The 25,734-nt window shown below is 57.2% G+C and carries 24 protein-coding genes, 1 tRNA gene and 3 pseudogenes; 18 read left to right on the forward strand and 10 right to left on the reverse strand.

Annotated features, from left to right (window positions below):
• Positions 1 to 50: 50 nt before the first annotated feature.
• From pstS to CEY09_RS23905, 5 genes are all read left to right on the forward strand, one after another.
• Positions 51 to 1,091 (forward strand): phosphate ABC transporter substrate-binding protein PstS, encoded by a 1,041-nt coding sequence (pstS, locus tag CEY09_RS23885; protein WP_088590517.1) that lies wholly within the window; start codon positions 51 to 53, stop codon positions 1,089 to 1,091.
• Between the two features lie 159 nt (positions 1,092 to 1,250).
• Positions 1,251 to 2,267 carry a phosphate ABC transporter permease subunit PstC gene (pstC, locus tag CEY09_RS23890; RefSeq protein ID WP_035212374.1) on the forward strand — a complete coding sequence of 339 codons (1,017 nt, stop codon included), beginning with the start codon at positions 1,251 to 1,253 and terminating at the stop codon, positions 2,265 to 2,267.
• A gap of 26 nt (positions 2,268 to 2,293) precedes the next feature.
• Positions 2,294 to 3,148, forward strand: coding sequence for a phosphate ABC transporter permease PstA (pstA, locus tag CEY09_RS23895; RefSeq protein ID WP_006222890.1), 855 nt, complete (start codon positions 2,294 to 2,296; stop codon positions 3,146 to 3,148).
• A gap of 48 nt (positions 3,149 to 3,196) precedes the next feature.
• Positions 3,197 to 3,973, forward strand: a complete 777-nt coding sequence (pstB, locus tag CEY09_RS23900) for a phosphate ABC transporter ATP-binding protein PstB (protein ID WP_006222891.1) — start codon at positions 3,197 to 3,199, stop codon at positions 3,971 to 3,973.
• 287 nt (positions 3,974 to 4,260) lie between these two features.
• A tRNA-Pro gene (locus CEY09_RS23905) sits at positions 4,261 to 4,337 on the forward strand.
• A 68-nt stretch (positions 4,338 to 4,405) separates the two neighbouring features.
• On the opposite strand, the gene CEY09_RS23910 is transcribed toward CEY09_RS23905, so the two are convergent.
• Complete coding sequence (locus CEY09_RS23910; protein WP_113914610.1) at positions 4,406 to 5,122, reverse strand: hypothetical protein; 717 nt, start codon at positions 5,120 to 5,122, stop codon at positions 4,406 to 4,408.
• A gap of 450 nt (positions 5,123 to 5,572) precedes the next feature.
• On the opposite strand from CEY09_RS23910, the gene CEY09_RS23915 reads away from it, so the two are divergent.
• Both CEY09_RS23915 and CEY09_RS23920 read left to right on the forward strand, forming a co-directional pair.
• On the forward strand, positions 5,573 to 5,755 hold the full coding sequence (locus tag CEY09_RS23915) for a helix-turn-helix transcriptional regulator (RefSeq protein ID WP_088590519.1): 183 nt from the start codon (positions 5,573 to 5,575) through the stop codon (positions 5,753 to 5,755).
• A gap of 316 nt (positions 5,756 to 6,071) precedes the next feature.
• Entirely contained in the window at positions 6,072 to 6,635 is a 564-nt protein-coding gene (locus tag CEY09_RS23920; protein WP_088590520.1) for a rolling circle replication-associated protein, read from the forward strand.
• A 134-nt stretch (positions 6,636 to 6,769) separates the two neighbouring features.
• On the opposite strand, the gene CEY09_RS23925 is transcribed toward CEY09_RS23920, so the two are convergent.
• Positions 6,770 to 7,156, reverse strand: coding sequence for a hypothetical protein (locus CEY09_RS23925; protein WP_234818380.1), 387 nt, complete (start codon positions 7,154 to 7,156; stop codon positions 6,770 to 6,772).
• A gap of 668 nt (positions 7,157 to 7,824) precedes the next feature.
• Here CEY09_RS23925 and CEY09_RS23930 point away from each other — a divergent pair.
• On the forward strand, positions 7,825 to 8,154 hold the full coding sequence (locus CEY09_RS23930; protein WP_088590522.1) for a helix-turn-helix domain-containing protein: 330 nt from the start codon (positions 7,825 to 7,827) through the stop codon (positions 8,152 to 8,154).
• On the opposite strand, the gene CEY09_RS23935 is transcribed toward CEY09_RS23930, so the two are convergent.
• The 4 genes from CEY09_RS23935 to CEY09_RS23950 all read right to left on the reverse strand — a co-directional run bounded on the left by CEY09_RS23935 (position 8,151) and on the right by CEY09_RS23950 (position 11,629).
• On the reverse strand, positions 8,151 to 9,083 hold the full coding sequence (locus tag CEY09_RS23935; RefSeq protein ID WP_088590523.1) for a recombination directionality factor: 933 nt from the start codon (positions 9,081 to 9,083) through the stop codon (positions 8,151 to 8,153). The genes CEY09_RS23930 and CEY09_RS23935 overlap by 4 nt on opposite strands.
• A gap of 33 nt (positions 9,084 to 9,116) precedes the next feature.
• Positions 9,117 to 10,106 carry a YqaJ viral recombinase family nuclease gene (locus CEY09_RS23940; RefSeq protein ID WP_088590569.1) on the reverse strand — a complete coding sequence of 330 codons (990 nt, stop codon included), beginning with the start codon at positions 10,104 to 10,106 and terminating at the stop codon, positions 9,117 to 9,119.
• A 102-nt stretch (positions 10,107 to 10,208) separates the two neighbouring features.
• A complete protein-coding gene (locus tag CEY09_RS23945; protein ID WP_088590524.1) occupies positions 10,209 to 11,174 on the reverse strand; it encodes a DUF932 domain-containing protein in 966 nt (321 codons plus the stop codon).
• Positions 11,175 to 11,293: 119 nt separating this feature from the next.
• Positions 11,294 to 11,629: a hypothetical protein gene (locus CEY09_RS23950; RefSeq protein ID WP_088590570.1), complete on the reverse strand. Its 336-nt coding sequence runs from the start codon at positions 11,627 to 11,629 to the stop codon at positions 11,294 to 11,296.
• A 504-nt stretch (positions 11,630 to 12,133) separates the two neighbouring features.
• On the opposite strand from CEY09_RS23950, the gene CEY09_RS23955 reads away from it, so the two are divergent.
• The 3 genes and pseudogenes from CEY09_RS23955 to CEY09_RS23960 form a co-directional block, all read left to right on the forward strand.
• Positions 12,134 to 13,690, forward strand: coding sequence for a tetratricopeptide repeat protein (locus CEY09_RS23955; protein ID WP_088590525.1), 1,557 nt, complete (start codon positions 12,134 to 12,136; stop codon positions 13,688 to 13,690).
• A 491-nt stretch (positions 13,691 to 14,181) separates the two neighbouring features.
• Positions 14,182 to 14,292, forward strand: a pseudogene (locus CEY09_RS32825) (hypothetical protein); the annotation flags it as partial.
• Between the two features lie 49 nt (positions 14,293 to 14,341).
• Positions 14,342 to 14,971, forward strand: a pseudogene (locus CEY09_RS23960) (transposase); the annotation flags it as partial.
• Between the two features lie 244 nt (positions 14,972 to 15,215).
• Here the strand turns inward: CEY09_RS23960 and CEY09_RS32010 are convergent.
• Positions 15,216 to 15,743 (reverse strand): hypothetical protein, encoded by a 528-nt coding sequence (locus CEY09_RS32010; protein ID WP_143219574.1) that lies wholly within the window; start codon positions 15,741 to 15,743, stop codon positions 15,216 to 15,218.
• A 790-nt stretch (positions 15,744 to 16,533) separates the two neighbouring features.
• Between CEY09_RS32010 and CEY09_RS23970 the strand changes: the two genes are divergently transcribed.
• The 3 genes from CEY09_RS23970 (at position 16,534) to CEY09_RS23980 (ending at position 18,490) form a co-directional block, all read left to right on the forward strand.
• The gene (locus CEY09_RS23970; RefSeq protein WP_088590526.1) at positions 16,534 to 16,896 is read left to right on the forward strand and encodes a hypothetical protein; all 363 of its coding nucleotides are present in this window, start codon (positions 16,534 to 16,536) and stop codon (positions 16,894 to 16,896) included.
• Positions 16,893 to 17,264 carry a hypothetical protein gene (locus CEY09_RS23975; RefSeq protein ID WP_088590527.1) on the forward strand — a complete coding sequence of 124 codons (372 nt, stop codon included), beginning with the start codon at positions 16,893 to 16,895 and terminating at the stop codon, positions 17,262 to 17,264. The genes CEY09_RS23970 and CEY09_RS23975 overlap by 4 nt, the downstream gene beginning before the upstream one ends.
• Positions 17,265 to 17,518: 254 nt before the next feature.
• On the forward strand, positions 17,519 to 18,490 hold the full coding sequence (locus CEY09_RS23980; RefSeq protein WP_088590528.1) for a hypothetical protein: 972 nt from the start codon (positions 17,519 to 17,521) through the stop codon (positions 18,488 to 18,490).
• 92 nt (positions 18,491 to 18,582) lie between these two features.
• Here CEY09_RS23980 and CEY09_RS32200 read toward each other — a convergent pair whose 3' ends face one another.
• Positions 18,583 to 19,002: a hypothetical protein gene (locus CEY09_RS32200; RefSeq protein WP_158218682.1), complete on the reverse strand. Its 420-nt coding sequence runs from the start codon at positions 19,000 to 19,002 to the stop codon at positions 18,583 to 18,585.
• A gap of 323 nt (positions 19,003 to 19,325) precedes the next feature.
• Between CEY09_RS32200 and CEY09_RS23990 the strand changes: the two genes are divergently transcribed.
• From CEY09_RS23990 to CEY09_RS32800, 4 genes are all read left to right on the forward strand, one after another.
• Positions 19,326 to 21,689, forward strand: coding sequence for a KAP family P-loop NTPase fold protein (locus tag CEY09_RS23990; protein WP_088590530.1), 2,364 nt, complete (start codon positions 19,326 to 19,328; stop codon positions 21,687 to 21,689).
• 180 nt (positions 21,690 to 21,869) lie between these two features.
• On the forward strand, positions 21,870 to 23,123 hold the full coding sequence (locus tag CEY09_RS32020) for a hypothetical protein (protein WP_143219575.1): 1,254 nt from the start codon (positions 21,870 to 21,872) through the stop codon (positions 23,121 to 23,123).
• A 233-nt stretch (positions 23,124 to 23,356) separates the two neighbouring features.
• Entirely contained in the window at positions 23,357 to 23,905 is a 549-nt protein-coding gene (locus CEY09_RS32025) for a hypothetical protein (protein ID WP_143219576.1), read from the forward strand.
• A complete protein-coding gene (locus tag CEY09_RS32800; protein ID WP_377785575.1) occupies positions 23,836 to 24,111 on the forward strand; it encodes an HNH endonuclease in 276 nt (91 codons plus the stop codon). Before CEY09_RS32025 ends, CEY09_RS32800 begins: the two co-directional genes overlap by 70 nt.
• Positions 24,112 to 24,202: 91 nt before the next feature.
• On the opposite strand, the gene CEY09_RS24010 is transcribed toward CEY09_RS32800, so the two are convergent.
• Positions 24,203 to 24,832 carry a hypothetical protein gene (locus CEY09_RS24010; protein ID WP_143219577.1) on the reverse strand — a complete coding sequence of 210 codons (630 nt, stop codon included), beginning with the start codon at positions 24,830 to 24,832 and terminating at the stop codon, positions 24,203 to 24,205.
• Positions 24,833 to 24,958: 126 nt separating this feature from the next.
• Positions 24,959 to 25,222, reverse strand: a pseudogene (locus CEY09_RS24015) (transposase); the annotation flags it as partial.
• Between the last annotated feature and the right edge of the window lie 512 nt (positions 25,223 to 25,734).

Raw genomic sequence — 25,734 nt, forward strand, 5'->3', positions numbered from 1 at the left:
CACCGAAAAAGCCTGACCAGACTCCTCCAACGAGCACAGAAGGAACCCTGATGTTCAAACGTGTCTTCAAACAAGTTTCCCTGGGTGTCGCGCTGAGCGCCGCCGTCTTCGCCGTCCAGGCCGCCGATGTGACCGGCGCCGGCGCATCGTTCCCGTACCCCATCTACGCCAAGTGGGCTTCCGACTACAAGGCTGCCACCAACAACGCGGTCAACTACCAGTCGATCGGTTCGGGCGGCGGCCAGCAGCAGATCATCGCCAAGACCGTCGATTTCGGCGCTTCGGACGATCCCATGAAGGCGGCTGACCTGGAAAAGAACGGCCTGCTGCAATTCCCGGCCGTGATCGGCGGTACCGTGGCTGTCGTCAACGTCGACGGCGTCGAACCGGGCAAGCTGAAGCTGTCGGGCCCGGTGCTGGCCGACATCTTCCTGGGCAAGATCAAGAAGTGGGACGACAGCGCCATCAAGGCCCTGAACCCCGACCTCAAGCTGCCCTCGGCCGACATCATCGTCGTGCACCGTTCGGACGGCTCGGGCACCACCTTCGGCTGGACCAACTACCTGTCCAAGGTGTCGGCTGACTGGAAGTCGCAAGTCGGTGAAGGCAAGGCCGTCAAGTGGCCCGTGGGTCAAGGCGGCAAGGGCAACGAAGGCGTCGCCGCCTACGTCGGCCAGCTCAAGAACTCGATCGGCTACGTGGAATACGCCTACGCCAAGCAGAACAAGCTGGCCTGGACGCAGCTGCAGAACAAGGAAGGCAAGTTTGTTCAGCCGGAGCAGAAGGCATTCGCCGCTGCGGCCGCCAACGCCGACTGGAAGAGCGCGCCGGGCATGGGCGTGGTCCTGACCGACGAGCCGGGTGCCGATTCGTGGCCCGTCACCGCCGCCACCTTCATCCTGATCCACAAGTCGCAAGACAAGCCGGCTCAGGGCAAGGCCGTGCTGGAGTTCTTCGACTGGGCGTTCAAGAACGGCGCCAAGTCGGCTGAAACGATGGACTACGTGCCGCTGCCGGAAGCCGTCACCAAGGAAATCCGCGCCGCTTGGGGCGAAGTGAAGGCTGCCGACGGCAAGGCCGTCTGGAAGTAGGATGGGTGTAGCGCGCGAGAACTCTGGCAAGGACGCAGATCTCTCCTCGCGCGCAACCCATCAAGCGGCCGCCCCTAGCACTCTGCCAGCAGAAGAAAAGGGGCGGTCTGCCGCAAGACCTCCCGTTGTTCCCCCAGGTTACCTAAGGAAAGTCCATCCATGAGCGCGGTAATGGATAATAGTGTGCCGCTTTCGCCCAGCGTGGCGGACTCCGTGACTACCGGCACGCCTTCGCCTATGAAGCAAAATAAAAATGCGCTGATGGATGCGCTTTTCAAGAATCTGACCCGCCTGTTCGCCTTCCTGGTGTTCATCCTGCTGGCGGCGATTCTCGTATCCCTGATCTACGGCAGCCGCGAATCGCTGGCCAAATACGGCCTGTCGTTCCTGTGGCTGAACGACTGGGATCCCGTCAATCAGAACTACGGCGCGGTGGTGCCGATCATCGGCACGCTGCTGACCTCGGCCATTGCGCTGATCATCGCGGTGCCCGTCTCGTTCGGCATCGCCATCTTCCTGACCGAGTTGTCGCCGACCTGGCTGCGCCGCCCGCTGGGCACCGCCGTGGAAATGCTGGCCGCGATTCCGTCGATCATCTACGGCATGTGGGGCCTGTTCGTCTTCGTGCCGGTGTTCCAGCAGTACGTGCAGCCCTTCCTGATCGCCACTCTGGGCAGCGTGCCCGTCATTGGGGGCATCTTCGCGGGTCCGCCGTTCGGCATCGGCATCTTCACGGCTGGCCTGATCCTGTCGATCATGATCATCCCGTTCATCGCTGCGGTGATGCGCGACGTGTTCGAACTGGTGCCGGCGATGCTGAAGGAATCGGCCTACGGCCTGGGCAGCACGACCTGGGAAGTGATGTGGCGCGTGGTACTGCCCTTCACCAAGTCGGGCGTCATCGGCGGCATCATGCTGGGCCTGGGCCGCGCGCTCGGCGAGACGATGGCCGTCACGTTCGTGATCGGCAACGCTTTCAAGTGGTCCGGTTCGCTATTCTCTCCGGGCAACTCGATCGCGTCGGCCTTGGCCAACGAATTCAATGAAGCGGGCGGCATCCAGAAGTCGGCGTTGCTGGAACTGGGCCTGATCCTGTTCCTGATCACGACGATCGTGCTGGCCCTGGCCAAGGTGCTGCTGGTTCGCCTGTCTGCCGGCGAAGGCAAGAAGACCTGACCCGACGCGAGCACAAGGAAAAGATCATGGCTGTCTCCGTACTCAATATGCAGAATGGCATCTACCGCCGGCGCCGCGTGGTCAACCGCATCATGCTGGCGGTGTCCCTCGGAACCCTGGCGTTCGGGCTGTTCTGGCTGTTCTGGATCATTCTGACACTGCTGACCAAGGGCGCGCCCGCGCTGTCGTACACGCTGTTCACGGAGATCACGCCGCCGCCGGGGCAAACCGGCGGCCTGATCAACGCGATTTTCGGCAGCGTGGTGATGGCAGGCGTGGGCACGCTGATCGGCACGCCAGTCGGCATCCTGGCCGGCACCTACCTGGCCGAATACGGCCAGCGTGGCTGGCTGGCTCCCGCGACGCGCTTCTTGAACGACGTGCTGCTGTCGGCGCCGTCCATCATCATCGGCCTGTTCATCTACGCCGTGTACGTGGCGCAGGTGGGGCACTACTCCGGTTGGGCGGGGGCACTTGCGCTGTCCATCCTGGTGATTCCGGTGGTGGTGCGCACCACCGACAACATGCTGCTGCTGGTGCCCAACAGCCTGCGCGAAGCCGCGGCGGCGCTGGGTTGCCCCAAATGGCGCATGATCACCCTGGTGTGCTATCGCGCCGCCAAGACCGGCATCATCACCGGCGTGCTGCTGGCCATTGCCCGGATCTCGGGCGAGACCGCGCCGCTGCTGTTCACCGCGCTGTCCAACCAGTTCATGTCGTTCAACATGAATGCGCCGATGGCCAACCTGCCGGTCGTGATCTACCAATACGCCGCCAGCCCCTTCAAGGACTGGAACGACCTGGCCTGGGCCGGGGCCACGCTGATTACGTTGCTGGTGCTGGGCATCAACATCATTGCCCGCAACATGTTCCGCAAGTAAAGATCGCTTTGCCGGCGCGCATGGCGCGCCGGAGCCAAGGGAAGAGAAATGGAAAACACCGCTACCGCCGTCAAGAACAAGATCGAGGTCAAGAACCTGAACTTCTACTACGGCAAGTTCCATGCGATCCGCAATGTGAACATGTCGATCCAGGAGAAGAAGGTCACGGCCTTCATCGGCCCGTCGGGCTGCGGCAAGTCGACGCTTCTGCGCACGTTCAACCGCATGTTCGAGCTCTACCCGGGCCAGCGCGCCGAAGGCGAAATCATGCTGGACGGCGAAAACCTGCTGACCACCAAGACCGATATTTCGCTGATCCGCGCCAAGGTCGGCATGGTGTTCCAGAAGCCCACGCCGTTCCCGATGAGCATCTACGACAACATCGCCTTCGGCGTGCGCCTGTTCGAACGCCTGTCCAAGGGCGAGATGGACGAGCGCGTGGAATGGGCGCTGAGCAAGGCCGCGCTGTGGAACGAAGTGAAGGACAAGCTGCATCAAAGCGGCAACAGCCTGTCGGGCGGCCAGCAACAGCGCCTGTGCATCGCGCGCGGCGTGGCCATCAAACCGGAAGTGCTGCTGCTGGACGAGCCGTGCTCGGCGCTTGACCCGATTTCCACCGCCAAGATCGAAGAGCTGATCGCCGAACTGAAGAACGACTACACGGTCGTGATCGTGACGCACAACATGCAGCAGGCGGCCCGCTGCTCGGACTACACCGCCTACATGTACCTGGGCGAGTTGATGGAATTCGGCCAGACCGACCAGATCTTCGTGAAGCCTTCGCGCAAGGAAACCGAAGACTACATCACGGGCCGTTTCGGCTGATCGCGTTTCGGATCGGTTCCAGATGCAAAACGGCGCGCCTGATGGGCGCGCCGTTTTGCATTGGGCGCATCGGAATCAGGCGGAGGTATTCGCCATGTGTTTCCCGATGAATGTCGATGCGTGGTTTTGCCCGAAGGAGGGCCCCCGGCCATGCGACAGCAGCTGCAATTAATTCAGGCTTGAACTATATGGGTGTCAGCCAGGGGGTCGGAAGTCCGGCTGGCTGGGACCGATTTGGCGGGGATGCCTCCCCGCCCGGGTGGGATTCTGGTATAGTTGCCACCCTTCGGGGCGTAGCGCAGCCTGGTAGCGCATCTGCTTTGGGAGCAGAGGGTCGTGAGTTCGAATCCCACCGCCCCGACCAAAAAAATCAAGGCCTTACAGAGGTTGCTCTGTAAGGCCTTTTTCTTTTGTGGGTTTTTACCCCACCTTTTACCCCACCCGTTTTCCGGGCGGGCTACCTATGCCCGGCGCACGATGAACGGCATCGAGAAGTAGCTTGTCGAAGACCTCCTTCTTCGTCATGCCCCACGTCGCTGCAAGTTGCGCCAAAGCTGCTGCTGCTTCGGCCGACAGCAGGACATTGGTTTGCTTCTTCCCAACTTGGTTTTTCTTGGTCTCGAGGTTCTTCCAGAATTTCTTGATTTGCTCTAAGTGATGACGACGCTCGCCTAATCTTAGATCAGCGGCATCCCAGAAGGATGCGAGTTCATCGTAGTTCTGGAACGGGGCTGCCGGGAGTGGGCCGGTTGCGTCTAGTGAGTTGGCTGCACGCGCGGCATACCACTCCCACGCAGTCTTGCATCGCGCCTTCTCACTAGGCCCGTGAAACCATCGAAAGTGTTGATCATTGTGGCGCAAGCTGGCCCAGTCAGCTTCCATGCGCTGCAGCATGGACAGCTTGTACTCGCAAGCTCCAAGTTCGAGGTCAATGAGCGCAACCAACGTTTCCCAGTCACTAAGGATCCGTGGGAGCTCTTGCAATGCCGGATGCCTGCGCTTCGCAAACTCGTTGATCATCCACCTAACGGCGCGGGAATCGTTCTCGATCTTTGGTAGCTTGGCAGCCGGCAGCATCTCTGCGGGCTTCTTGTGTCTGAGTCGCTCGATGTGCTGACTACCGATGCGCTTACTGATGATCTTACCCATGTCTGGAGCTAGGTAGTCATCTGGCCCGAGTTCCACCTCATGGCGCGTGTGCCACCACAACCACAGAAGGTCGCGCTGGTCCAGTTCCCAGTCTGGAAAGTGGTGGCTTAACGGGGCCTTGTTCGTAGGTGTTCTCCCGTACTGGCCAACTCCTCGATATGTGACTGCCATCTAATTGTCCAACAAGAAATGCCAGGAAATTCCTTAATAGTAGCGAAGAAATTCAGGGGGAATTCGTAGGAAATAGACTAGAAATACATGCTTAATCTGCCAATTTTTGTCTATGGAGCAGCACTGCTACAGGCCTCTATGCTGCGGAGATGGCTCGTCTTCACCTCGGTCGCGTCGGCTGACTGAGAGCAACCTGATCGTTTGAGCTGCTGAGGATTTGATCGAGCAAAAAAAACACTGGTCGCTGATGGTCTGGACCAACCAGACAGGATCGCTACCATGCGCCTCATTCGACTCTCCGACGTTAGCCACGCAACAGGCTTGCGCCGATCAACCATCTACAAGTACATCGCCGATGGGCTCTTTCCCAAAGCCGTTCCTCTTGGGGGCGGCCGTGTCGCATGGGTAGAGCATGAGGTTCAGGACTGGATAGTGAAGCGCGTCCGCGCACGGGAAGCGTGAACAATCGTGTTTGGCATAGCTGTGGAGCGCGTGCGCCACAGCTATGCCGATATGCCGCTATCGAAAATAAGTCTCCATGTGGTCGGGGACCTGGATAGGTCAGAAGGCGCGGGCTCTCCAGCGATATCGCCCTTTGTCCCCATCGGCATCTGAGCATCCTGCTGTTGCTTCCTATGGAATAGATAGATGAGGATGGTAGTTGGGACTCCAAAGAGCGAAGCTGAGGCGCCTAATGACTCCGGCTGAGGGCTCGCTAAACGCAAGTTGCTTTTTATCGCCACGACCAATCTGTTGAGCAAACACATGGAGCCTCAACATGAACGGAACGCGGCAGCCCCCTCTTCTGGAGCAACGCGGCATCGAATTGGAGAAACGACTGTACGAGATGCGCTCGCGGTATCTGGTCCTGTTTCTCACGCTGAACTACAAGCCTGAGCATCGAGGGCGCATCACTCTTGACGATCTGCGCCGCCATCGCGATCAGCTGCTGAAAAACGCGCAGAGCAATGCGCTACTTGGCGGGATCAAGGCCTACATCTGGAAGATCGAGGAGGGCGGCAAAGCGGGCCTCCACCTTCACTTCCTAGTTTTCTATTCGGGGGCATATCGAGGCGATGTCCACATCGCCAAGTCTATTGGCGAGTACTGGGAAACCACCGTTACGCAAGGGCTGGGAGCCTACTGGAGCAGCAACAGCACCGCTAGTAAGGAGAGGCTCGCCGAACGAGGGCTGCCCGTTGGCGTAGGGCAAGTAGATCGAAAGGATCAGCAGGGACGGGAAGGCGTTCTCCAAGTGATTCGGTATCTTGCTAAGCCTGGTCAAGAAATTGATGGGCGCCCAGGGCATGGACGCACGTTTGGCATGAGCCTCATGCCGTGAACGTAGCCGATGTGGGTAGCACCTGACTTCTGCCAAGTAAGTCGCAGCAGGTTGCCCTGTCATGAAATCGCGTCTCCCTGTGCAAAGGAAGACGCAATCCTTTCCGGACCTGGTTCAGCGTGGGGTGCGCGACCTCAATCGCAGTTACGCAGATCCTGAAGATCGAAGTCGGAGCTCTTGGCCCATCCAATGACCTTCCCCGCAACACTGTCCGGGTTGGCCAGATCGTAGTCAGGAACGGTGACAAGCTGGATGTAGCCACCCTTTGCTGCGGCCTTCACGGAAAAGGCCATAAGGGCTTGGAGAGACTGCTTACTGGAGGATTCGTCCGGGCTGGTGTAGATGAAGACAGGACGCTTGAGCTTCATCATCCCGGCTTTGGTGATCTCCGTCTTCGGGAAGACGCATTGACCCAGGTAGCTCGCTGCCTGAAGAGGGGAGGTCATAAGAACGGCACCTGAGATGGTGATGACTGCAATGAGACTTTTCATTTTTGCTGTTCCGTAAAAGAAATCAGCCATGCGTGAGCATGGCTAATGGAGAAGATGCCTGGGGCATTTCTGATGTTTCTATTTTTCCGGGCAGCGCGAGTCAGAAAGTGAACTTCCAATTCTGGCCGCCTGCCGTAACCACGACCTCTGCGACCGTACATGGCTCAGAAAAGACGTCCGTGGATTGGCCGACTTTCAAATTTCGCGTCACTGTCGGGTTTCGGACTTTGCAATTTCCTCTGTTTACCTGGACGTTCTCGATGACGACTTGATCCGCTCGGGCTGTGATGTGAATTCTTGCGCTGCCAATCGGGCTCGATGGATTGAACGCTTCTATCGTGATGGGCGCTTCAGATTGGCTGCAAGCGCTTAACGTGTACGAGAGCATGGCTGTTGCAAGCAGGCCTCGGTAGGCGAATGTATTACTCATTTTTCATCGTGCGTAAAAGGTTAAGGTCAGGTCGTGCGACTGCTAGGTCAAGCGGAAAAAAGGATCTTGCGAACGTGCGTTGGCCCAAGGCCTGGCGGACTCTCTGCTCTAGCCTTGCATCCTGGTTCTTCGTCATACCCCACTTCGTCAACGGAGATCTGGCCATGACAAGCGGAATTGAATATGACTAATTGTAGTGTATACACATCAATAACTGATGTGTATAAAACGTCGTTAATTGGACTACGAAAGGGCAGCATCCCCTTTCATGTCTACCAATCGCCCTGCCGTCTCTAGTGCCCAACCGGCCCCCATCTCCGTTGCTCTCGGCAAGCGGCTCAAGCAATGCCGTCACGCTGCTGAAAAATCTCAGGAGACCTTGGCGTTTGAGGCCCATGTGGATCGGACCTACATTTCGGCAATCGAGCGGGGGGTAGCGAATCCCTCGGTCGAGACATTGGCGAACATATGCCATGCCTTGAACATGACACTGGCTGAACTGTTTGCGCCATTGGACGAAGTGCCGCTGGCGCCTACAGGTGATCGCCGGACAAACGCGGCATCGCCGCCCGAAATCAAGCGAAGTCGGTTTCGCTAGGTGAGAGATGCATCGACACCGTGTCTTCCGATAGTGGCTAGTTGCTCGGCCTTCGTCTTGAGCTTGCTTGCCAGGGAAGGGTTCGTCGGCATCGTAGACGTGGTTTCGGAGGTGGGTCCGTCTGTTTGCTGATCAGGAAAGAATTCTTCCACTACGGCGGGCACATCCTCGACAGACTCTTCGAAGGACCCGTTGGCGAACCCGCGGTGCGCTGCTTCGTCCAGCGCAGCCTGGTCGAAGCCTGCCTCTTTCCGTCTGGCATCCCTGCGTTGCGCCTCTTTGATGGCATATTCGAGTGTTGTTCCAGCCGCCACGACCAGATCGACGTAGTAGATCGCGGTGCGGAAGCTCGGCGTGGTTGATTTGCCGCGCAGGCGCAGCTCCAGTGGCATGCAAGCCAGCAGGCCCCCAGAGACGGCATGGAAATAGCGCATTCGTGCCGCCAGCGTCCTGATCGAGTTGTAGGAGGTGGTGCGAAGGACAAATGCGCCCAACTCGTCTTGGTCTCCGATAACGACATACAGCCGTCCATACGGCTTGCATTTCCGATTGTGGAAGGCGCAATTCTCGGGAGTATGGCAGGGCAGCGTCTGCATTCCTTCGTCGGTGTCTCGCCGGCAGTTCTCGCCGTTGCCTACGCAAATCGGCCTTCCGTTTTCCCGGTTGAAGTAGGAATACTGGGCGCGCAGGTTCAGGTCGGGGTGGTTGAAGGGGAGCTGGATGTCGATGGTCCTTAGCTTGTCCCCGCCACGCATCTTGCGCTGTACTTCGTCCTGGGGATGAAGGAGCCAGCCGTCGCGGGTTTGCACCTGAGTTGTGATGGTGAACTGATCTTCTTTCTCGGGGAGCCGCTTGCCATTCTTTTCGACAATGCGGCCAATAGAAATCCGCCCAACCACGGGCGGGGTGATCGCCAAGCCCTTGAGCATGGGGGTCTCCTGTGAAAGTTGCGGTGTCTGGTGTCAATCCCGGATCAAAAATCGGCGCGTCCCGGGCTTGGTGGTGGCGTATTCGACAGCCAGCTCGGGATGGTTCAACAGCAAGAGGTCGGTATTGATTGTCGTGCTGTCTTGGCTGCGCCTATACAGCACGCGGCCCGTCTCAAAGCGGGCCTCGGACGAATCCCCCATCGCCTGCTGAATACGTTGCTTGAGCCTTTCTGCCTGTTCCTCCCGCACCTTGATGTCAGCACGCAGATTGACTAAATCGGCAAAGATTGCCGAAAGCGTGCGGTCGTCGCAGAAGTCCACCGCGGAAGCATTGCCGGGGTACAGCACGCGCAGGGCACGGTCTGCCGATTCGGAGCCATCGGCTGGGGGCGGAGTGTCGCTGGTAACGTACTGCCAGAACCTGGCCTCCAAGGTGATGAGACGTGAGATCAGGTCGTCATCGCGTTTGATGTGATGGACCTCCAGTCGCTGACCGCAAATCAAGACGGCCACGTCAGCCGACAGCTTGCCGGTGACAGCGAGTTGGTGCTGTACTTGTAGCTGCACGTATTCTGGTACGCCGTCTTGCCAAAGCCTGGCTCCAAACTCGCCCGCCGTTTTGCATTCCAGAACTTGCACGAGGGGCGTCCCGATCACCTCCCGGTCGAGGTTGGCGAGCATGAAAGGGAACTGCGGATGTTGCAGGACGGCATTGACCTTGCGGACTCTGTTGCCAGTCTGTTGGGTATAGGCCGCTGCGACGATGGGTTCCAGGAACGTTCCCCAATACGTCGGATGGGTCGTATCTTTGGGGTCTGGTTTGGGCAGCGCGGCGTCACGCCCGGTTTTCTCCATCCAAAGCTCAAGAGGAGACTTGTAGGGGGAGAGGCCTACGGCAGCGGCAGCGTCGGAGCCGCCGATGCCGGTCTTGCGCACTTCCAGCCAATCGGTGCGTTCGATCTTGCGGGTGTCGATCAGGCGTAAGGCAGGCCGGTTTTCGGGGTGGCGTTTCGGTAAAGCCATGATGGGAACCTCCAAAATAACGAAGCCCGGCCAGCGCATAAGCGCTGGCCGGGCTTCATAGGGGATGACGGGAAGGGGGAGCGGTTTCGGCTGTGCCGATATTCACGCCACAAGCTTCAACGCCTCGTCCAGGGCCTTCTGCTTGAGAGCCGCGCCAGCGCCAAACCACGCTGCGTCCAAGCGGTGGTCGCCGGAGCGAGCTCGCCGGTGATGATCGATGAATTCCGTGACGCTGTTGAGCAAGCCCCAGGCTGTTCCGGATGCCGAGGCCATCTCAGAACCCTTGCCGCGTCCGGCGTAGAGTTCCAGCACGGTCTTCAAAGCTCGGTCGTTGACGGCGGTCGTGCTGCCCTCAGCGGTGGGGTTGATGGGGTAGGTCAGCACTCGGCGCAAGATGACTTCCACCGCATCGTCCTTCACCTTGCATTCGGCCATAGCCTTCATGCGGGCCATGAACGCATCCCAGGACGAGACTGCAATGCCAAGTTGGCGTTTGACGGCCTGCGGGTCGAACTGGCTACGGTGGGGCACCTTGACTACGCCATCACCGTTACGCAAGGCAATCGCGAGCGTGTTGTTGCAGACCACGCGAACAGACGTGAATTGGGCCGTGGTCGCGAGCGAGCCATCGCAGGCGGTAGCCAGTAGCAAGTAACCGTTCACCCGGTCACGGCCCTTGAGGCAGGCCGATTGGCCGGTACGGGCGAGCGCCCACAACTTGCGGCCTTCCTTGAGAACGCCAGCGGTTTCCAGTTCGAAGCCGCCCGCTTCGGTCAGATCGCGGTAGAACTCCAATACGTCATGAGGTTGTACGACTTGGAAGCGCTTGGAGACGACCGATAGTGGGGCCTTGGTGTCCGAACGGTAGAGCACTTTCTGCTCCGGGAATGCGTGGATTGAACCTAGCCCGTTATCACTGGCGACATAGCGGACGTCTGCCGATTCGATATGCCAGGCCATACCGGCCTGCTGCGCCCATATTTCTAGCGGCGAATTGGGTGAAAGTTGGTTTCCCAGCCCGTGCCAGGGTCGTTGGCCAATGTAGGCCATCGTTTGTACGAGGTGCATGGTTGCCCCTTGGATGAGGTGACGTTGTGGGGATAAAAAGGGCAAACGGCCCACAGCCCTAAAAAGGGGCTGTAGGGCATTCGCGAGGGGGAGAGGAAAAAACGAAGTGGTGGCTAGCTCTATACCCGATGTCGTTTGCCAAAGGTATGGCCGCAGGCCTGGCAAGTATGGTTATCTAGCAAGGCTTCGTCGACTTGCTCGCCGAGGGCTGCGCCAGCAACGCCGCCCGCGGCGCCACCGATCAAGGCGCCCATGATGGCGCCGGCCATGCCGCCGAATAGCGAGCCGATTGGCCCGACGATCAGGCCTAGCGCGGCCCCGGTTTCTGCGCCGCCCAGGGCTGTAGCGATACTACTAGCTGCGCCAGCAGTGGAGCCGACAACTGTGCCGGTCTTACGGCCATAATCGTGGGTAATGATGTGCTGCGAACCGCAGCGGGGGCAGGACTGGGACATATCAACCTCTTGGATAGTGAAAGCAGACCGGCGCTGCTCAAGCCTCGGAGAGATGCTCGAATAAGTGATATGTGAGTGAAAATTTCTAAAGTGAAAGTGCATCTCCGGGTTTCGGACCCGACAAAAATAGTTCGTCCTAGGTTGTCTGCGTTCGAACCGAAGCGTTGTCACTTCCAGCGCCATGGTCACTACGGACCAGGCTTTGCGATGCACTTACTCAGTTCCCTTGTCGGCAAGAGTCAGTGAACCTGCAGTCTGCAAGCCGCCGCAAAACGCACTTGACGATTCAATAAGCTGACTGCCCGTCTTATCCCTTGATTCTCTAGCAGATCTGCTCTAAGGTATGGCCTCTGGCTAAGCGGCTCGAAGAGCCTAAGGTGAGCCGGGGCATCCCTCCCCTACCGAATCGCCTTCTGTGACACCAGCATCTGAGCTCAATGCAGCTCGCATATTGCTATGGTTCTAACTCGATATTGGGGGGGGGATTAGATATCGGAGTTAGCCATGATCGACAAAGATCAGTTCAGCTCGTTCGTTAAAGCCCTTCAGCAGTACCTCAAGCAACACTATCCTGACTTCGATCACAGCCTCAGTGCTGTACGCGAGCTCGTGTCTCATGCGCTTGCAGACAGGCCCAGCAATGGGCTCATGAATGATCAGCTCAAACACTCCCCTATCCCCTTCGGCGCTGCGGCATTCGAACGCTTGAGCTTCGCAGTAAAGCAGGCGTATGGGATCTCGATGCCAGAAGAAATCTGGCGCTGGCCACTTCCCGCGGCCTTTAAGCTCAGCCCAGCGGAGCGCATTGAGATCTGGCAAGCCGCGCTGAAGCACACCCTGAGCAAGACGGAGGTCGACGGCGTGTGGCGTGACAGCTTTGTCGACGCTGAGCCGTACATAAAGCCTATGGGTGATGGCAAATGGGCGGTGTGCAGCCGCTCGCCAGTGCCATTCTGGCTCTGCCGGGATGTGTTCACTCCGGAGTGGGTTACTCGTCGAGACGCTGATAATTCCATTGCCGATGACACCGCAGGACGCGAGCTGAAGGATCGCTCATTCCACGCTGGACTGTCAGCCCTTTGGAAGAAAGACTACGGCACGGCCCGTCAGCGCTTTCAGGAAGCACAGGAGAAAGGACATCCTGCGGCCGCCTTCAACCTTGGCTGGATGTACAGCGAAGGGTTAGGCCAGGGCCGTGATTTCACCAAAGCAGCCGAGCTGTACCAGCGTGCAGCCGAACTCGGGGTTCTCACTGCCCACCACAACCTGGGCCGGATGTACCTGGAGGGGGGGGAGCTCTTTCCCAAAAGCATCCCCGACGCTATCCAGCATTTTGAGCTGGCTGCTGAGGGCGGCATCGCCGCTTCGATCGGCTGCCTGGGAATGATCTACCTCAATGGCAATGGGGTGCCCGAAGACCGGAATCGTGCCATCGACTTGCTGATGCGTGCCGCTTCTCTGGGCGACGATCACAGCCTCAATACGGTAGCGACCATCCTCGACCATCAGAACGGTGGCGCCTCCACACCTGAGTCCTTTGCTCTGTACCGGATGGCTGCTCGCTCAGCCCGTGAGCTCAATCACGTCATGCCTATCTACAATCTGGGGTTGTGCTTCCTGCATGGCAACGGAGTTGGCAGAAATGTCGTGAAAGCGCGGCGACTGTTCCGTATAGCTGCCAACGCGGGCGATGCCGACGCTGCAATGAATCTGGGCCTGATGTACCTAAACGGCGAGGGCACCCCGGTTGACTCGCTTGAAGCACGGTATTGGCTCGAAATGTCTGCAGCCCATGGGAACGCCGATGCGCTCAATGCGTTGGGCGCGATCGAATTCAATGGTCAGTGCGGTGCGGCGAATCATCGCTTGGCCTGGCTTCTTTTCTCGAAGGCCGCCCAAATGGGCTCCGCAATCGGGCTGACTAACCAAGCGCGGTGTCTGGTAACCGGCCAAGGGGTCGAGCAGGATGTTGGGCTGGCCTATGAGCTCCTTAAACAGGCGGAAGCCCAAGGGTACCCAATGGCCCGTGAAATGCGTATCCAGTGGCAGGCCCAGATATGACATCCTTCCTGGATAACGTCTTTGACGGCGTAGAAGTGGCGGACGAGGGCCTCACCTGCAGCCAGTGTGGTTGTAAGTTTTCGCTGCATGAATTCGAGTTCGTTGACACAGAATTTGACGATGTCGAGTGCCGCTGTCCGAGCTGCCAGTTCTGTGCTGACCTAGATGGTCATCCCTGTGATTACTGCGCAGAGCCTGCAGCGCACGCCTTAGGCTCAACTTTCTACTGCGAAGAGCACTTTGAAGATCTAGTGGGCGACTGATCCCATCAAGTGCCGACACTGCCGCCATCCGCCACCGACATGGAGGGTGGCGGAATCTCACTGAAAAAAAGGGATGGATTTATTTTTCCGGCCAAAACGCGTGCTACCGGCCGACAGCAACTCTCTCCCACCGGCTGATTCTGGCCGATTCTGTTGAAAAACTCGCGGCCGTCTCGGTCGTCTGGCAGAATTTGCAAAGCGCCAACGAGTTCGGAGAGCACCGACATGATGGGTCATCAAGCGAGCGGGCAAGAGCGGTTGTTCTACGCCTTCAACCTTGAAGACGTCGTTCCGCCGACCCATCTTCTTAGAGCCATCGATCGCTGTCTGGATCTGAAGGAACTCCACCAACACCTGGCGGAGCACTACAGTCATACGGGCCGTCCGGCAGTCACGGTGGACGGCCGCCCCAGGCGGTCCCGCATTCTTCGCTTATTCGACAAACTATCTGATCGATACCGAGCATGGCGTGATCCTCGACGTCGAAGCCACCCCTGCACATCGCACCGCAGAAGTGGACTCTACCAAGACGATGGTGGATCGTGTCGAGGAACGATTCGACATCACCCCTGAACGGCTCATAGGCGATACCGCTTACGGCATGGCTCCGATGCTGGCGTGGATGGTGCAAGATAAGGGGATCGAGCCGCACGTCCCCGTCTGGGACAAAACCCAGCGCAAGGACGACAGTCTATCGAGCAACGACTTCGAATGGATGGCGAGGCCAACGAATATCGTTGCCCCGAGGGCCATGCACTGCGCAGCGAGCGGCGCATGTTCAAGATCGAACGCAATCATGTCACCAAGGCGGGCACCGTAATCTACCGAGCCAGCAAAACGGACTGCAGTAAGTGCTCGATGAAGCCGCAATGCTGCCCCTATACGCCGATGCGCAAGATCGCTCGCAGCATTCACGAGGATGCACGCGATGTAGCCAGGCGTATTCACGCTTGCAGCAGCCGTTCAGAACCTACGTCGTCTTGCGATGCTTACCTCTCCGGGGCCACCGGTTCAGGGCACAGGTGCGCCCAGTTCTCCTAGCTTTAGAGGTGGCTTCTGCCCGGTGAGTTTGCCTTTGTTCCATGGCACACGATGGCCAACGGTGACATTCGTGGATTCCATGACAATCTCCTTTCGCGTAAAGGGAGATTCAGTGTGCTCCTACGGAGGGTCGCTATCCGACCCTAGTCAGACGTTCAGGAATGTAGAGGTGAGCCGCCTGCGGTGCTTGTCGCTCAGGTCCGCGACTGCAAAGCTAGGCATTAGGTTGTAAACCCTACCCAACGATTTTCAAGCGAATATCGAAGCCATGTGCCGTCTCGCGCATGCAGCCAGTAACCGACCCAAGAATTGTCTAGGTCAAACTCATTCAAGAAATCATCTCGTACCGAGATAAGTACCCCAGAAAACTCTGTGCCAAGATCAAAGATTAGTCGCACGCGCTCGTTGGCCTCAACGGTGAACCCAACCTGCTGGAGACTCAAGTCCCATATGTAGAGCCCGTCAATGCTGGATGCAATGTTGGGATTCTTTGATGTGGCTACCCGAGGATTCAGGCTCGTCGCCACATGAGGGTTGATGCTTGAGGCATCTCGGTAATTCAAGCTCGTAGCAACTCGCGGATTGTAGCTGGTTGCAACATTCGGGTTTAGGCTCGTGGCGACAAAAGGATTCTTGCTGGTAGCCACATTGGGATTGAGCGATGTAGCAACATTGGGGTTAAGCGAGGTAGCGACAAATGGATTTCGAGAGCTCGTAATGGCAGGATTTCGGCCCGATGGAATCTTCATGTGTGGTCCTTGGTGACGGCCGATGCTTGGCATAACTAGAACTGGGCGGCTTCATTTGGCTCAGTATGACGCAAGCGTTCCAGCAATAGGTTAGCCGCTCGACGGCTCGAAGGATAGCGGACTGCGCAGTTGTGTCGAGAATGAATGCAGGAGCCTGAGGTTGCAAGTCTCTGGCTGACAGTGCTTTCCATGCAACAATTTCTAAGATGTAGTAGAAGGTTTATCTCTTCGCAGAATTCGGCGAAGGAGGTGTTTGTTTCTCCGCTCGGAGTTACAATGTCTTCTGGATTGAGGGGCGCGTTCACACAGCTTCATCCGGATCCTAATCTCTACGGAAGTGGAATAGCGCGGCCGCCATCGACATAGATCGATCGCGGTAACTCTCTGCGGCCGTAACAAACTCTGGACAGGCCAGAAGTGCATGGTTATTCAATACAACGTCAGCAGGTTTGGGTTCATATTGAAATATCACACCGGTGATCGTTCCTGGTCGCAGCCCGCACTGCTGCTCTTGTGGCCCTGTCGCGGCTAACCGAATCTGCATCGTTGTGAAGCACAGCTAGCCCATAGGTTTAAATCAACCACTCCAACGAAGAACTGCACAACCCTCAGCTGACATTTGGTTGACGCTCCAAGCCTGCCGTTCACGGAGCAGGTAAGCTGATTGCTTAGCAGGTTATAGTTAGTGTTTGTAACAGCTTCCTCACGAAATTTATCTAGTAGATGAAGGGGGATGAATCAGACATGCCGGTTTTGGTTCGCCTGCATCAGAAGCCACTTTGAGACTTCAATGACTGACGCACAACTTGCCTTTTACTCGTCCTGGTCTTCCATTATTTCTTTCTTTGTCGCGTTGATCTCACTCGCCTACGTGAGAAGCATAAAGACAAACATCGTTAAATTCCGCCGAAAGCAGCGACTTCGGCAGTTGGTAGATGAGGTTATGAGAATTCCTGACGACGCAATTCCTCTGAGTTCGGCGTCCACGACAAAGCTTGCCGCTTTGAAACGCAACATTCCGACCCGCATTTGGTATTGCTGCACGTCACGCGGAAAGGCAACCCTTGAAGTGCATAGGCACATAGATGGTGGCGATATTGTCGCCCTCAAGGAAGCCATCCATGACTGGTCTTCGTATTCGGAGGAGGCATGAACAAGTACGAAACACTGTTTGAAGAAATCGTCAAGCAGACTAGGACTAGTAAGCTTCGGTGGAAGCAGATCCGCCGCAACTCCAATTCAGATTTGATTTTCAATCCAAGTCTGGTTTTTCGGCAATTCTCTACTTGTTTCGAAAGGGCGGGCAATGACTTCACTCTTCTGCTACTGGAAAAGAAATACGATGACCCCGAGCAAGATTTTGCCTTCGAAAAATACTTGCCTGAACTTTTGGTGATTGACCACGATGGCGAGCTAGTGGCCACCATCACGGATTCAGTTATTGAGCGTACAGACATGATCCGACTCGCAAACCTTGTAGAAAATCGGAGCGATAAGGCCAGTAAATTATTTGACACCTAAGGTTGACGCCTAATTCGGCGGTCAACGAGGCAATAGTATGTACTGCCGTCCGCAGGGCTCGCTTTTGAGTGTCCGACTCCCCCTAACGTCGGCGTCTGACCCTAATCTCGATTTAGTCCGGATGAGAAGTAGAGATCTCCGGCTCGTTGTAGGTAGCGCTTCAAAATTTGTTACGCTCCGTCAATCTTGAAGGGGGCATTGTGGCAGTCGATTGGAATTGGTTTTTTAGCTCTGTAGCACAATCAGCGGCCGCTATGGTCGGCGTCATTGCGGCGTTCCTCATCGCAAAGGTCTTGTCGAATCAGGCCGCTTTCCGTGAGAAAAGCGATCAGTTACCTGGCCTGCTCGCGGAATGCGATCGCATTGCGGATCAATTAGCCCACTGCGGGTTCGACTACATTGAAGAGACGCACTTCATGGATTGGGCTAAGGAGGTTGCGAGCGACTTTGAGGAGAACGGGATGTCCAGCCCCGAAACGGTGTACGAGCGGCTCAACATGGAAGAGCAAAGAGACTATTGGTTAAATAAAGCCGTCGTTCTGGATTGGATAAAGGCCCGGCTTGACTTACTACAGGCGAGGAAAGAGCGGATCGAGGAAGAGCAAAGGGAGCAGCGGCGAAAGCGCCAGGAACGGCTCGAGGCGCAGCGCACGAAACAGCCGGGTGGGCTTGGAAGCATGCTCGCTAGCATGAGCGGCATGCCGGATTCTCTCGACGCGGAGATCCGTGTGATGCCCCAACCGTCGTTTGTGTCAGATACGATTTATCGCTGGAAGAGGATACCTGAGTATAGAAAAGAGATTTCTCAGGCCACCTTGGCGGCGCGCCACAACACCCGCAAGGTCAACGTCTACCTGAACAGCATTGCGGGCGATCCAGAACGGTCGCATTTAGTGACCTTCACCCTGGTGCTCTTGGCTTTTCTATTTTTCGGTGGGGTTGTCTACCCACTCAGCTTCTTGCCGGCACCGACCAATGGCAACATAGAGCTGTCTCTTGCTGCGTTCTGGGAAATTCTCTTCTCTCTGAAGGGCCTAGTGTTGGCCATATTGTCCGCCGGTGTGATCGCAATCTTGGCGGTCTTCGGGTTCATAAATTTTTCGCTTACCCATAGATCGGATGCTCTTACGCGCTTGCGTGGATACACAAATATGGGGGCCTACTCTGGCCGGCTTTCCTATTGCGATGCACAAGGCGAAGAGCCGGTGAGTCCCGCTGCCGAGTGAAGTAGTAGGCGAGCGCAAACGGAATGGAAGTTCGTTCCGCAAAAGGGCGGGACGAAACGGTGATCGTTCGGCTCCCGCAACATGGGCCCCAGCTAGATTGGGCGATGCCCCAACATGAAGCGGACCATCTGGCTTTGGCGAAGCCAATCGATCGTGTGCGCACACCGATAAGAAACGATGTCTTCAATCCGGCTTAGATCGCCGTGCAAATTGCGTTGGAAGATAGGTTCGTAATGTGCGATGCGATTACGAAGGGCTCGAACTTGAACCAGCCGCGCATGAATGTCTGTTCGTATTTGATGGGGTTGCAGGCCCGCCGGGGCATGAAGGAACGCAATTTGAATCTGAGAATTCCAAATTGTCGGTTGGTAGCGAGACTCTTCAATCATCGCCTTGGTCGGTGCTGAGAACTTCGGATCGACCTTGGCCGCCGACTTCACAGGCTTGTAGCACACCGTGCCGCGCGGCACGCCGAACCATCGGCACAGCTTGGCGACCACCAAGGACGACAAGTCGTACCGCCGCCGGCTGACCACGGCGAACTTCCGCTTTTGGCCGTAAGCGGCCAGTTCTGGTGGGTGTGAGACTAAGGCGCTCGTGAGCTGGTCAGGACATTAGATGCCCAAGTTAAGTGAACTTTTTGGTCGAAAATCCCACGTTAAATGAACCACGGCGAACAAAGTGGATGAACTAAATCTCAGTAAGTCCTTGATGTGTATGGTGTGGTGACTTCACTTTCAATGAACTTCGACAGCATGGCTATTCCACAACGATTCAAAGCAATGCAACTGGGCGTCTTTTCGGCTAACGAAGAAATTTAGGTGAACGGAGCGAAATGACCGGACTCTGGAAATGGTGGGCCCGCCGCGCGGCCAAGATGAGAGCGAAGGCTATGAGGGCCGAGCAACCGGACACTGGACTGGGCGCAGATGCACCGATTAGGAATGTGGCCCAAGACCGCCTGAAGAGGTCCGACTTCGCTGGCCGCTTAGCGGGCGTGTTGTCGGAGCGCAATTTGCGCGAGGGCAGGGTGTTCGCCATTCGAGGGGGCTGGGGTTTTGGCAAGTCATCCCTTAAAAATCTAATCGCTGAGCGGCTCGATGAGAGACAGCAAGGTGCAGACTGGCTCGATTTCAATCCGTGGCAGTGGGGCGATAGCGATGCGATAGTCCGTGAACTCTTTGGACAGATCGCAGATCGCCTCGGGGGCGACCAGTCGAAGGCTGCACGAGGCCGCGCTGAAGCATTGCGGCGCTACGGGGCGATCGTAAGCGGCATCGCGAAGCCCATTAAGACGGCCGGAGGGAATAGTCAAGGAATCTCGACTGTCCTGACTAGCGCGTCGGTGATTGCTGTGGCTTCGGCAGTAGGCTCTGATATGCCTGCGGTTACTACGGTGGCGGCTACCCTCGCTGGTTTAGCAATTTGCATGACCGTGCTCGGGCGCCTAATGGTTTACCTCGGCCGTGATAGGTCTGGTGACCCGTTAGACAAGGTGCGCGGAGATCTGGAGACTCGTCTTCGTAAGCTGGATCGTCCGCTGGTGGTCTTTGTGGACGACATCGACAGGCTGGAGCCGGAGCAAATCAGGCTGCTCCTGCGCCATGTGAAGGCCAACGCTAACTTGCCGAACATCGTCTTCGTCCTGCTGTTTCAACTCAACATCGTGGAGCGAGCACTTGATCCTGTTGCCGACAACGACGGTCGCGCCTTCCTGGAAAAGATAGTGCAGGCGAGTTTCGACCTGCCGGTAGTACCGGTCGCGGCTGTGCGCCGCATCTTTCTGGAGGAGCTGGCCGAGGTAGCAGGACTCTACGCGACAGAAGAAAATGGTTTTTCCGAGATCGAGTGGAGTACAGCCTTGGTCGACTGTATCCAACCGCGGCTGCGCAACCTCCGAGACGCGCGCCGACTTATCTCGTCCGTTGCCGCGCATCTGCCATTGCATGGGGCCAATGATGCGTTCGAGGTAAATATATTGGATTTTCTGGTCCTAGAGACCCTCCGGGTGTTCGAACCTAGTCTCCACGGCTCGCTCTTTCGAGAGAGAGGACTTCTGTTGCAGGAGCTTGGCCGGAGGAGCCAAGAACAGCCGAAACAAGACGAGGCTGCAGAAGAGCGCCTGTTAGAGAACGTTCCGGATGAGCGCCGTGCTATCGCTCGAGTGACGATCCGCCATCTCTTTCCCCCTCTTGCAAATGCTGTTGGGGGCGTCATTACCACGCGCGAATCACGAGCACCATGGAGTGCAGGTAAGCGGATTTGCTCAATTCGGCACTTCTCGCGGTACTTCGAACTGCAGACGGCGGATGGCGAAATGTCCGAGCAGCGCTTCTCTGCATTCCTTGCCGCCACGGAGACGCAGGAGGGATTAGCCGGGTCAATCTTCGAACTTGAAAACGAAGGTTTGCTGCCTGCGCTCGCTGAGAGACTATACGAAGCTGCCGAGCGGCTCCCGACGGACAACGCCGCCGGGTTGATCTCGACCATGTTTGGAATCGCAGAGAAGCTCCGGGATCAACATGCCGGCTCCCAATTCAGATCTCCGGATTTTTCAATGGCGATGGCGGTGAACGCAGTGTTGGGACGCGTGCCGGAGGCCGAACGACGTAGTCTGGTGCTGGAGGCGCTTCGCAGCAGCAAATCGTTGTCCGTCGCTGCGACCCTTATCAACTCGAACACTAAGCTTAAAGAGCGCTTCCGCAGTGATTTTGAGCCCAAGTTGGACCATGATTCCGTCGAGGCTCTGAAGAGTGAGTGGTTGACGCTGGTGAGGGGGCGCGCTGCGGAGGGAGACGGAGCATTAATAGCCGACCCTGATCTTATTTTTCAGCTTTACAGGTGGCGAGACTATTCCGGGTCCCTCGATGAACCGAGAGCCTGGGTCGCCAGGATGATCGAGACAGATGAAGGCTTCATGCGCATTGTTGTGCGCATGAAGCAGAAGATCCTGAGCCATACTTCAGGCGACCGTTTCACCACAGAAAGCAGCCGCTTCTATAGGGATGCAATTGAGGACTTCATCGGTATTGATGTCGCATGGGCTCGGTGCCAAGCTATCGACCCCTCACAGTTCCCGGAGAGCGAGGACGCATTACGCGGCTTGCGCAACTCCATTGCGGCTTGGACGGGACTCGGAGTTCGCAGAGATCGCCACACGACGCCTGACGGAGGCATGTCCAGTGCCGATCTAAATTAGCGCTGCCTCTGCAGGCCATTGCGCACGTATGTCGAGGAAGCCTAGGGCGACCTCGCTATTGAATGGCACGGCTTTAGTGCCGGACTTTACTACCTGAGCGAAGAATTGGATCAGCATCTCCTCACATGCCTGCAAAGTCTCTGGACTGCGGTGCGCAGCCCTTACGATGACCTTTGGTCCATGCCAGAGTTCAAGCGCGTCATTGAAGCTTGTCAGCCGTATGTTCGGAGCGGCAAGCGAGGATTCAGCGATGCGTTTGCTTTCAGCAATGCTCTGAAAGCGCTGGGGCTTCCGTTTGGCGGCGCCCCGGATAGTGTGGACTTGGACCTGCGGACTGTGGCTTCACAGCTGATCGGTGCGTGCCAGAGTACAGTGCAACAGCGAACGCACTTTTGCCCTCTTGACCTGGCAGGCGAACTACCTCGGCTCGAATTTGGTACGGCGACCGTCCGCAGCTTTTCACGGGAGGAGCTTGCTATGGCCTTCGAAGTTGACCGTATGGCGGCACATCATCCATCTGGCAAATGGGATCTCGAAAGACTCTGCCAACTCCAATGGCTGGTCGTTCGCGAAGAGATACTCGTCCGAGACTCTCCTTCTGGCCGAGCTTCGCCGTTCTTTGAGGAACCATTCAATCCTGACTGGGGGGCAGTGCATCCCCATGAGAATGGTTGGCCAGAAGCAGTTGCAGACGCCGTGTTTTTTCTCCTATTGGCTCCGTGGGAACGATGGACCGCGATGCCCAGGACCAACATCTTCGGATTTCAGATTCCTTGGATTTACACAATCGATTCGGACCCGTTCAAGCTCCCGGCTGCGCCACCATCGGCCGACAATCTCTCTTTTTCCCCCGAATTCTGGACCGATCGATGGGGTGTTGAGCATGAGGTTCAGGCGCCTGCTCGAGTTGGCTTTGACGAAGCAGTCTCCGAGGAATTGCCGCTCATGAACCAATCGGCGTGGGCGAGCCTGCAACTAGCGCAGACTTCTCCCCTCTTTGACACGCCTGTTCAACATTTCTTGGTACGTGCCTTTCAGGCAAACGGTGTAGATGAGTTCCTCGGTCACATAACTGCAATTGAGGCGGCCGTGGGGCATATTGATGATCACCGTCCAGGGAAAGACCGCGCCAATCCGAGAGCTCGCATGAAATCGACAGAGCGTGTAGCGGTCCGGCTTGCGGCCCTCGTCGGCGACGGTGCCGCTGCTGCGCAGTTTCGCCATATTTTCGATCTTAGAAGCGCCTTTATCCATGGGCGAGCCGACCTCAACCCGATCTCGACCAAAGAGCGGCTTACGGCTCGTAGCTTAGCGCGCCGCGCTGCCCGGGGTCTCGTTGACCTGGCTGTAGGTCAGCCCTTGACAAGAGAGGTCGCCCTCGAGCAACTGCTGGAAGCTGGCATTCAACTTACTGCTCGACCGACCTCAGCATAGCTCTGCTCTTGAAGTCCTATTCGATGTGTCGAAGTTTGTTCTGGGGGACGTCCATGTGGCAGCTGCCACATGCACAGATCGGCGGCTTCGGTGCGAGAAAATCACCACTTGACCCTTTGCCGCAGCGGAGTCCGCCTCCCCCATGGGGGGACCACAACGATACTCACGTCCTTGCGCGGCTGCTCATGTGAGATTTGAGCGCTAACATGTTCCAAACTCACCTGAGGAGGGCTATGACATCGATAACCATCTTGTACCGAGCCGTGCATACGAAGACGCGGTGGCGAGAAGCGCATGGTCACACTTCACTGAATAACGCGCTGCATGGGCGCAATGACGGCGCGCCTGGCTTGTTCGCGCATCGCGCCCGCATTAATTACACGAAGCACGGTGAGCCGCTTTACGCAGTCATTTGGGAAGATGGAGCAACCGTCGGCTTTGTGGTGAAGCCAGATACCTCAACCAGTGAGGGAACTGCTTACGTACGAGTTCCGGTCGATGTGCTTCTTGCATACGAGGCCCGAAAATGCGCCTCTCCAACTGAACTAGAGGCCCACTTCCAGGCGCCAGCCGACGATGATTCGATGCGGACGCTGCATATATTTGAAGAGCTACCGCGCCATTCACAAGGTGAGGAAGGGGGCACTTATTTAAGAGAGCATCTTGTCCGCGAACGCGACTCGGCACTCGCCGACGCAAAAAAAGGGACATTCTGGAGGCTACGGGCCGGCTTGCTTGCGAAGCTTGTCGGTTCGACTTTCGAGTTGCGTACGGCGAACTAGGTACAGGATTTTGCGAGGTACATCACTTAAAGCCTTTGGCCGGTCGTAGCGAAAGCGAAACGACGTCTTTCGAGGATCTTGCGATCCTTTGTTCCAATTGCCACAGCATCATCCATAGGACCTTACCGATGTGGTCGGTGACTGAGCTTGCCGCGCACATCTCGAGTAGAAGGGCGGTGGATGATACTCAACTCCCCCTTGACTGACTGCCGCGTTAGCGGATGTCTCGCCAATGCACAGGCGCGCTGGCGACGCCAACGCGTTCGGCCTCTTCGACCTCGCCACGCAAGCGCTTGGTCAGGATAGTTGAACGCCCAGCAGGGCTAGAGCGTCAGCGGCATGCCGAAGCGCCTCGGTTCGCTCCTGCTCGAGCCGCTGGGGGTAAGGCGGGTCGATCTCGTGGGTCGTGCAAAGCGGGTTGTTGCATTGACAGGGCCGGATGGCGTTCACCCTGATGCCTTCGTCGAGCGTCATGCGCAGCGTGTTGAGCTTCGTCGAGCAACTCGTGAGCTCCGCCGAGACACGCGCGTCAGGGAAGGCGTGGCTTGGCGGCACGCGCGAAATGATCGCCCCCAGGCGGTCGCGCCAAATGCCAGTGTTAAGGGCCCCTATGGTGTCCGCGATGGCCTGCCTGAATGCCGGCATAGAGCTCTCACAGTGGATAGGCGTTTGAAAAGCAGGCCGGTCGAACAGCCGCGCGACAAGCAAACCAGCCTCTTTCTCGGTCGCAGGATCGAGCTCCAGCGTGAACTTGCGAAGCTCCGCCTCGTCGTCGGGCAACTCTTCCCCGTTGAAGAAGCGGTGAAGTACTGACGGCGCGTGAAAGCGCAGGTGCTCCTCGAAATCCGGGCCAGACCACACCTGGCAAATCTTGATCTTCTTGGAGTCCGCGTGGACCTTGCAGTTGTCTTTGGTCTCGGCACTCACGTTCCCCCCGGCTATCACGATGACCTCATGGGGCGGCTTGGCTTGCGTGTTCGTCAGTCGGTTGATGTTTTTCTTGGCTTTGGCCAGCGTGAACTTCTGCCAGTTCGCGCCGCTTGGCGGCCTTCAGACTTTTTTTCGCACCGCCTCCTGCAGGATCTGCTTGTCCAATGTCAGATCAGCGACGATGCGCCGCAGCCGTGCGTTCTCATCCTCGAGTTGCTTGAGCTTACGCAGTTCGCTTACACCGAAGTCGGCGTACTTCTTCTTCCAGGTATAGAAGGTCGCCTCCGACACACCAAGCTGCCGACAGACGTCGACCACCGGCGTACCGCTATCTGCCAGTCGCAGCGCATACGTGATCTGCTCTTCGGTAAATCTCGACCGTTTCATGGCTTCTCCTCGCCCCGCTTGGGGCGCTGAGAAGCAACCATACCTCTAGTTTTGACCTGTACGGATATTCCGGGGGCACGTCACCTCTCCAATCACACGAGCCGCTTGAAGTAGGCTTTCTGGTTTGGCTCATGCCACCATTTTCAACTCCCTCCAGGCAGCGGCCAATCGCGAATTCAATTTCCACAGGTGGGATGGCGAGCAGCTACGTCAGAGTAATCTGCCACGGCACGCGAAAGTTCAGGCAAGGGGTCTCAGAGGGATCGACCTTTCGATCTTGCCCCGTTGGCAAGTTAACGACACCTAAGCTTCTGGGGGAGAGGCTCGATAAGGTGTGTATCGGTGAAAGTTTTTCAAGTGCAATGCCCGAGAGCTGCGGAAAACTGGTGCGAATTGGGTCTTCAACGATCAGCGTTTTCAGTCTAGGTCGTATCCTGAGAGCAGAGACTGTGTAAAATTTTTGCTGTAATCTAGCTATATTTAGATACAATTGGATCGAGCAGTCTACTCGA

The organism is Achromobacter marplatensis, from assembly GCF_002209535.1.
GTDB classification, from domain to species: Bacteria; Pseudomonadota; Gammaproteobacteria; order Burkholderiales; family Burkholderiaceae_B; genus Achromobacter; species Achromobacter marplatensis.

What these genes read in the sequence shown, in the direction of transcription:
- pstS (WP_088590517.1), top strand. Translation starts at nt 51, where the DNA reads ATGTTCAAACGTGTCTTCAAACAAGTTTCCCTGGGTGTCGCGCTGAGC.
- pstC (WP_035212374.1), top strand. Translation starts at nt 1,251, where the DNA reads ATGAGCGCGGTAATGGATAATAGTGTGCCGCTTTCGCCCAGCGTGGCG.
- pstA (WP_006222890.1), top strand. Translation starts at nt 2,294, where the DNA reads ATGGCTGTCTCCGTACTCAATATGCAGAATGGCATCTACCGCCGGCGC.
- pstB (WP_006222891.1), top strand. Translation starts at nt 3,197, where the DNA reads ATGGAAAACACCGCTACCGCCGTCAAGAACAAGATCGAGGTCAAGAAC.
- CEY09_RS23910 (WP_113914610.1), bottom strand. Translation starts at nt 5,122, where the DNA reads ATGGGTAAGATCATCAGTAAGCGCATCGGTAGTCAGCACATCGAGCGA.
- CEY09_RS23915 (WP_088590519.1), top strand. Translation starts at nt 5,573, where the DNA reads ATGCGCCTCATTCGACTCTCCGACGTTAGCCACGCAACAGGCTTGCGC.
- CEY09_RS23920 (WP_088590520.1), top strand. Translation starts at nt 6,072, where the DNA reads ATGAACGGAACGCGGCAGCCCCCTCTTCTGGAGCAACGCGGCATCGAA.
- CEY09_RS23925 (WP_234818380.1), bottom strand. Translation starts at nt 7,156, where the DNA reads ATGGCTGATTTCTTTTACGGAACAGCAAAAATGAAAAGTCTCATTGCA.
- CEY09_RS23930 (WP_088590522.1), top strand. Translation starts at nt 7,825, where the DNA reads ATGTCTACCAATCGCCCTGCCGTCTCTAGTGCCCAACCGGCCCCCATC.
- CEY09_RS23935 (WP_088590523.1), bottom strand. Translation starts at nt 9,083, where the DNA reads ATGCTCAAGGGCTTGGCGATCACCCCGCCCGTGGTTGGGCGGATTTCT.
- CEY09_RS23940 (WP_088590569.1), bottom strand. Translation starts at nt 10,106, where the DNA reads ATGGCTTTACCGAAACGCCACCCCGAAAACCGGCCTGCCTTACGCCTG.
- CEY09_RS23945 (WP_088590524.1), bottom strand. Translation starts at nt 11,174, where the DNA reads ATGCACCTCGTACAAACGATGGCCTACATTGGCCAACGACCCTGGCAC.
- CEY09_RS23950 (WP_088590570.1), bottom strand. Translation starts at nt 11,629, where the DNA reads ATGTCCCAGTCCTGCCCCCGCTGCGGTTCGCAGCACATCATTACCCAC.
- CEY09_RS23955 (WP_088590525.1), top strand. Translation starts at nt 12,134, where the DNA reads ATGATCGACAAAGATCAGTTCAGCTCGTTCGTTAAAGCCCTTCAGCAG.
- CEY09_RS32010 (WP_143219574.1), bottom strand. Translation starts at nt 15,743, where the DNA reads ATGAAGATTCCATCGGGCCGAAATCCTGCCATTACGAGCTCTCGAAAT.
- CEY09_RS23970 (WP_088590526.1), top strand. Translation starts at nt 16,534, where the DNA reads ATGACTGACGCACAACTTGCCTTTTACTCGTCCTGGTCTTCCATTATT.
- CEY09_RS23975 (WP_088590527.1), top strand. Translation starts at nt 16,893, where the DNA reads ATGAACAAGTACGAAACACTGTTTGAAGAAATCGTCAAGCAGACTAGG.
- CEY09_RS23980 (WP_088590528.1), top strand. Translation starts at nt 17,519, where the DNA reads ATGGTCGGCGTCATTGCGGCGTTCCTCATCGCAAAGGTCTTGTCGAAT.
- CEY09_RS23990 (WP_088590530.1), top strand. Translation starts at nt 19,326, where the DNA reads ATGACCGGACTCTGGAAATGGTGGGCCCGCCGCGCGGCCAAGATGAGA.
- CEY09_RS32020 (WP_143219575.1), top strand. Translation starts at nt 21,870, where the DNA reads ATGCCAGAGTTCAAGCGCGTCATTGAAGCTTGTCAGCCGTATGTTCGG.
- CEY09_RS32025 (WP_143219576.1), top strand. Translation starts at nt 23,357, where the DNA reads ATGACATCGATAACCATCTTGTACCGAGCCGTGCATACGAAGACGCGG.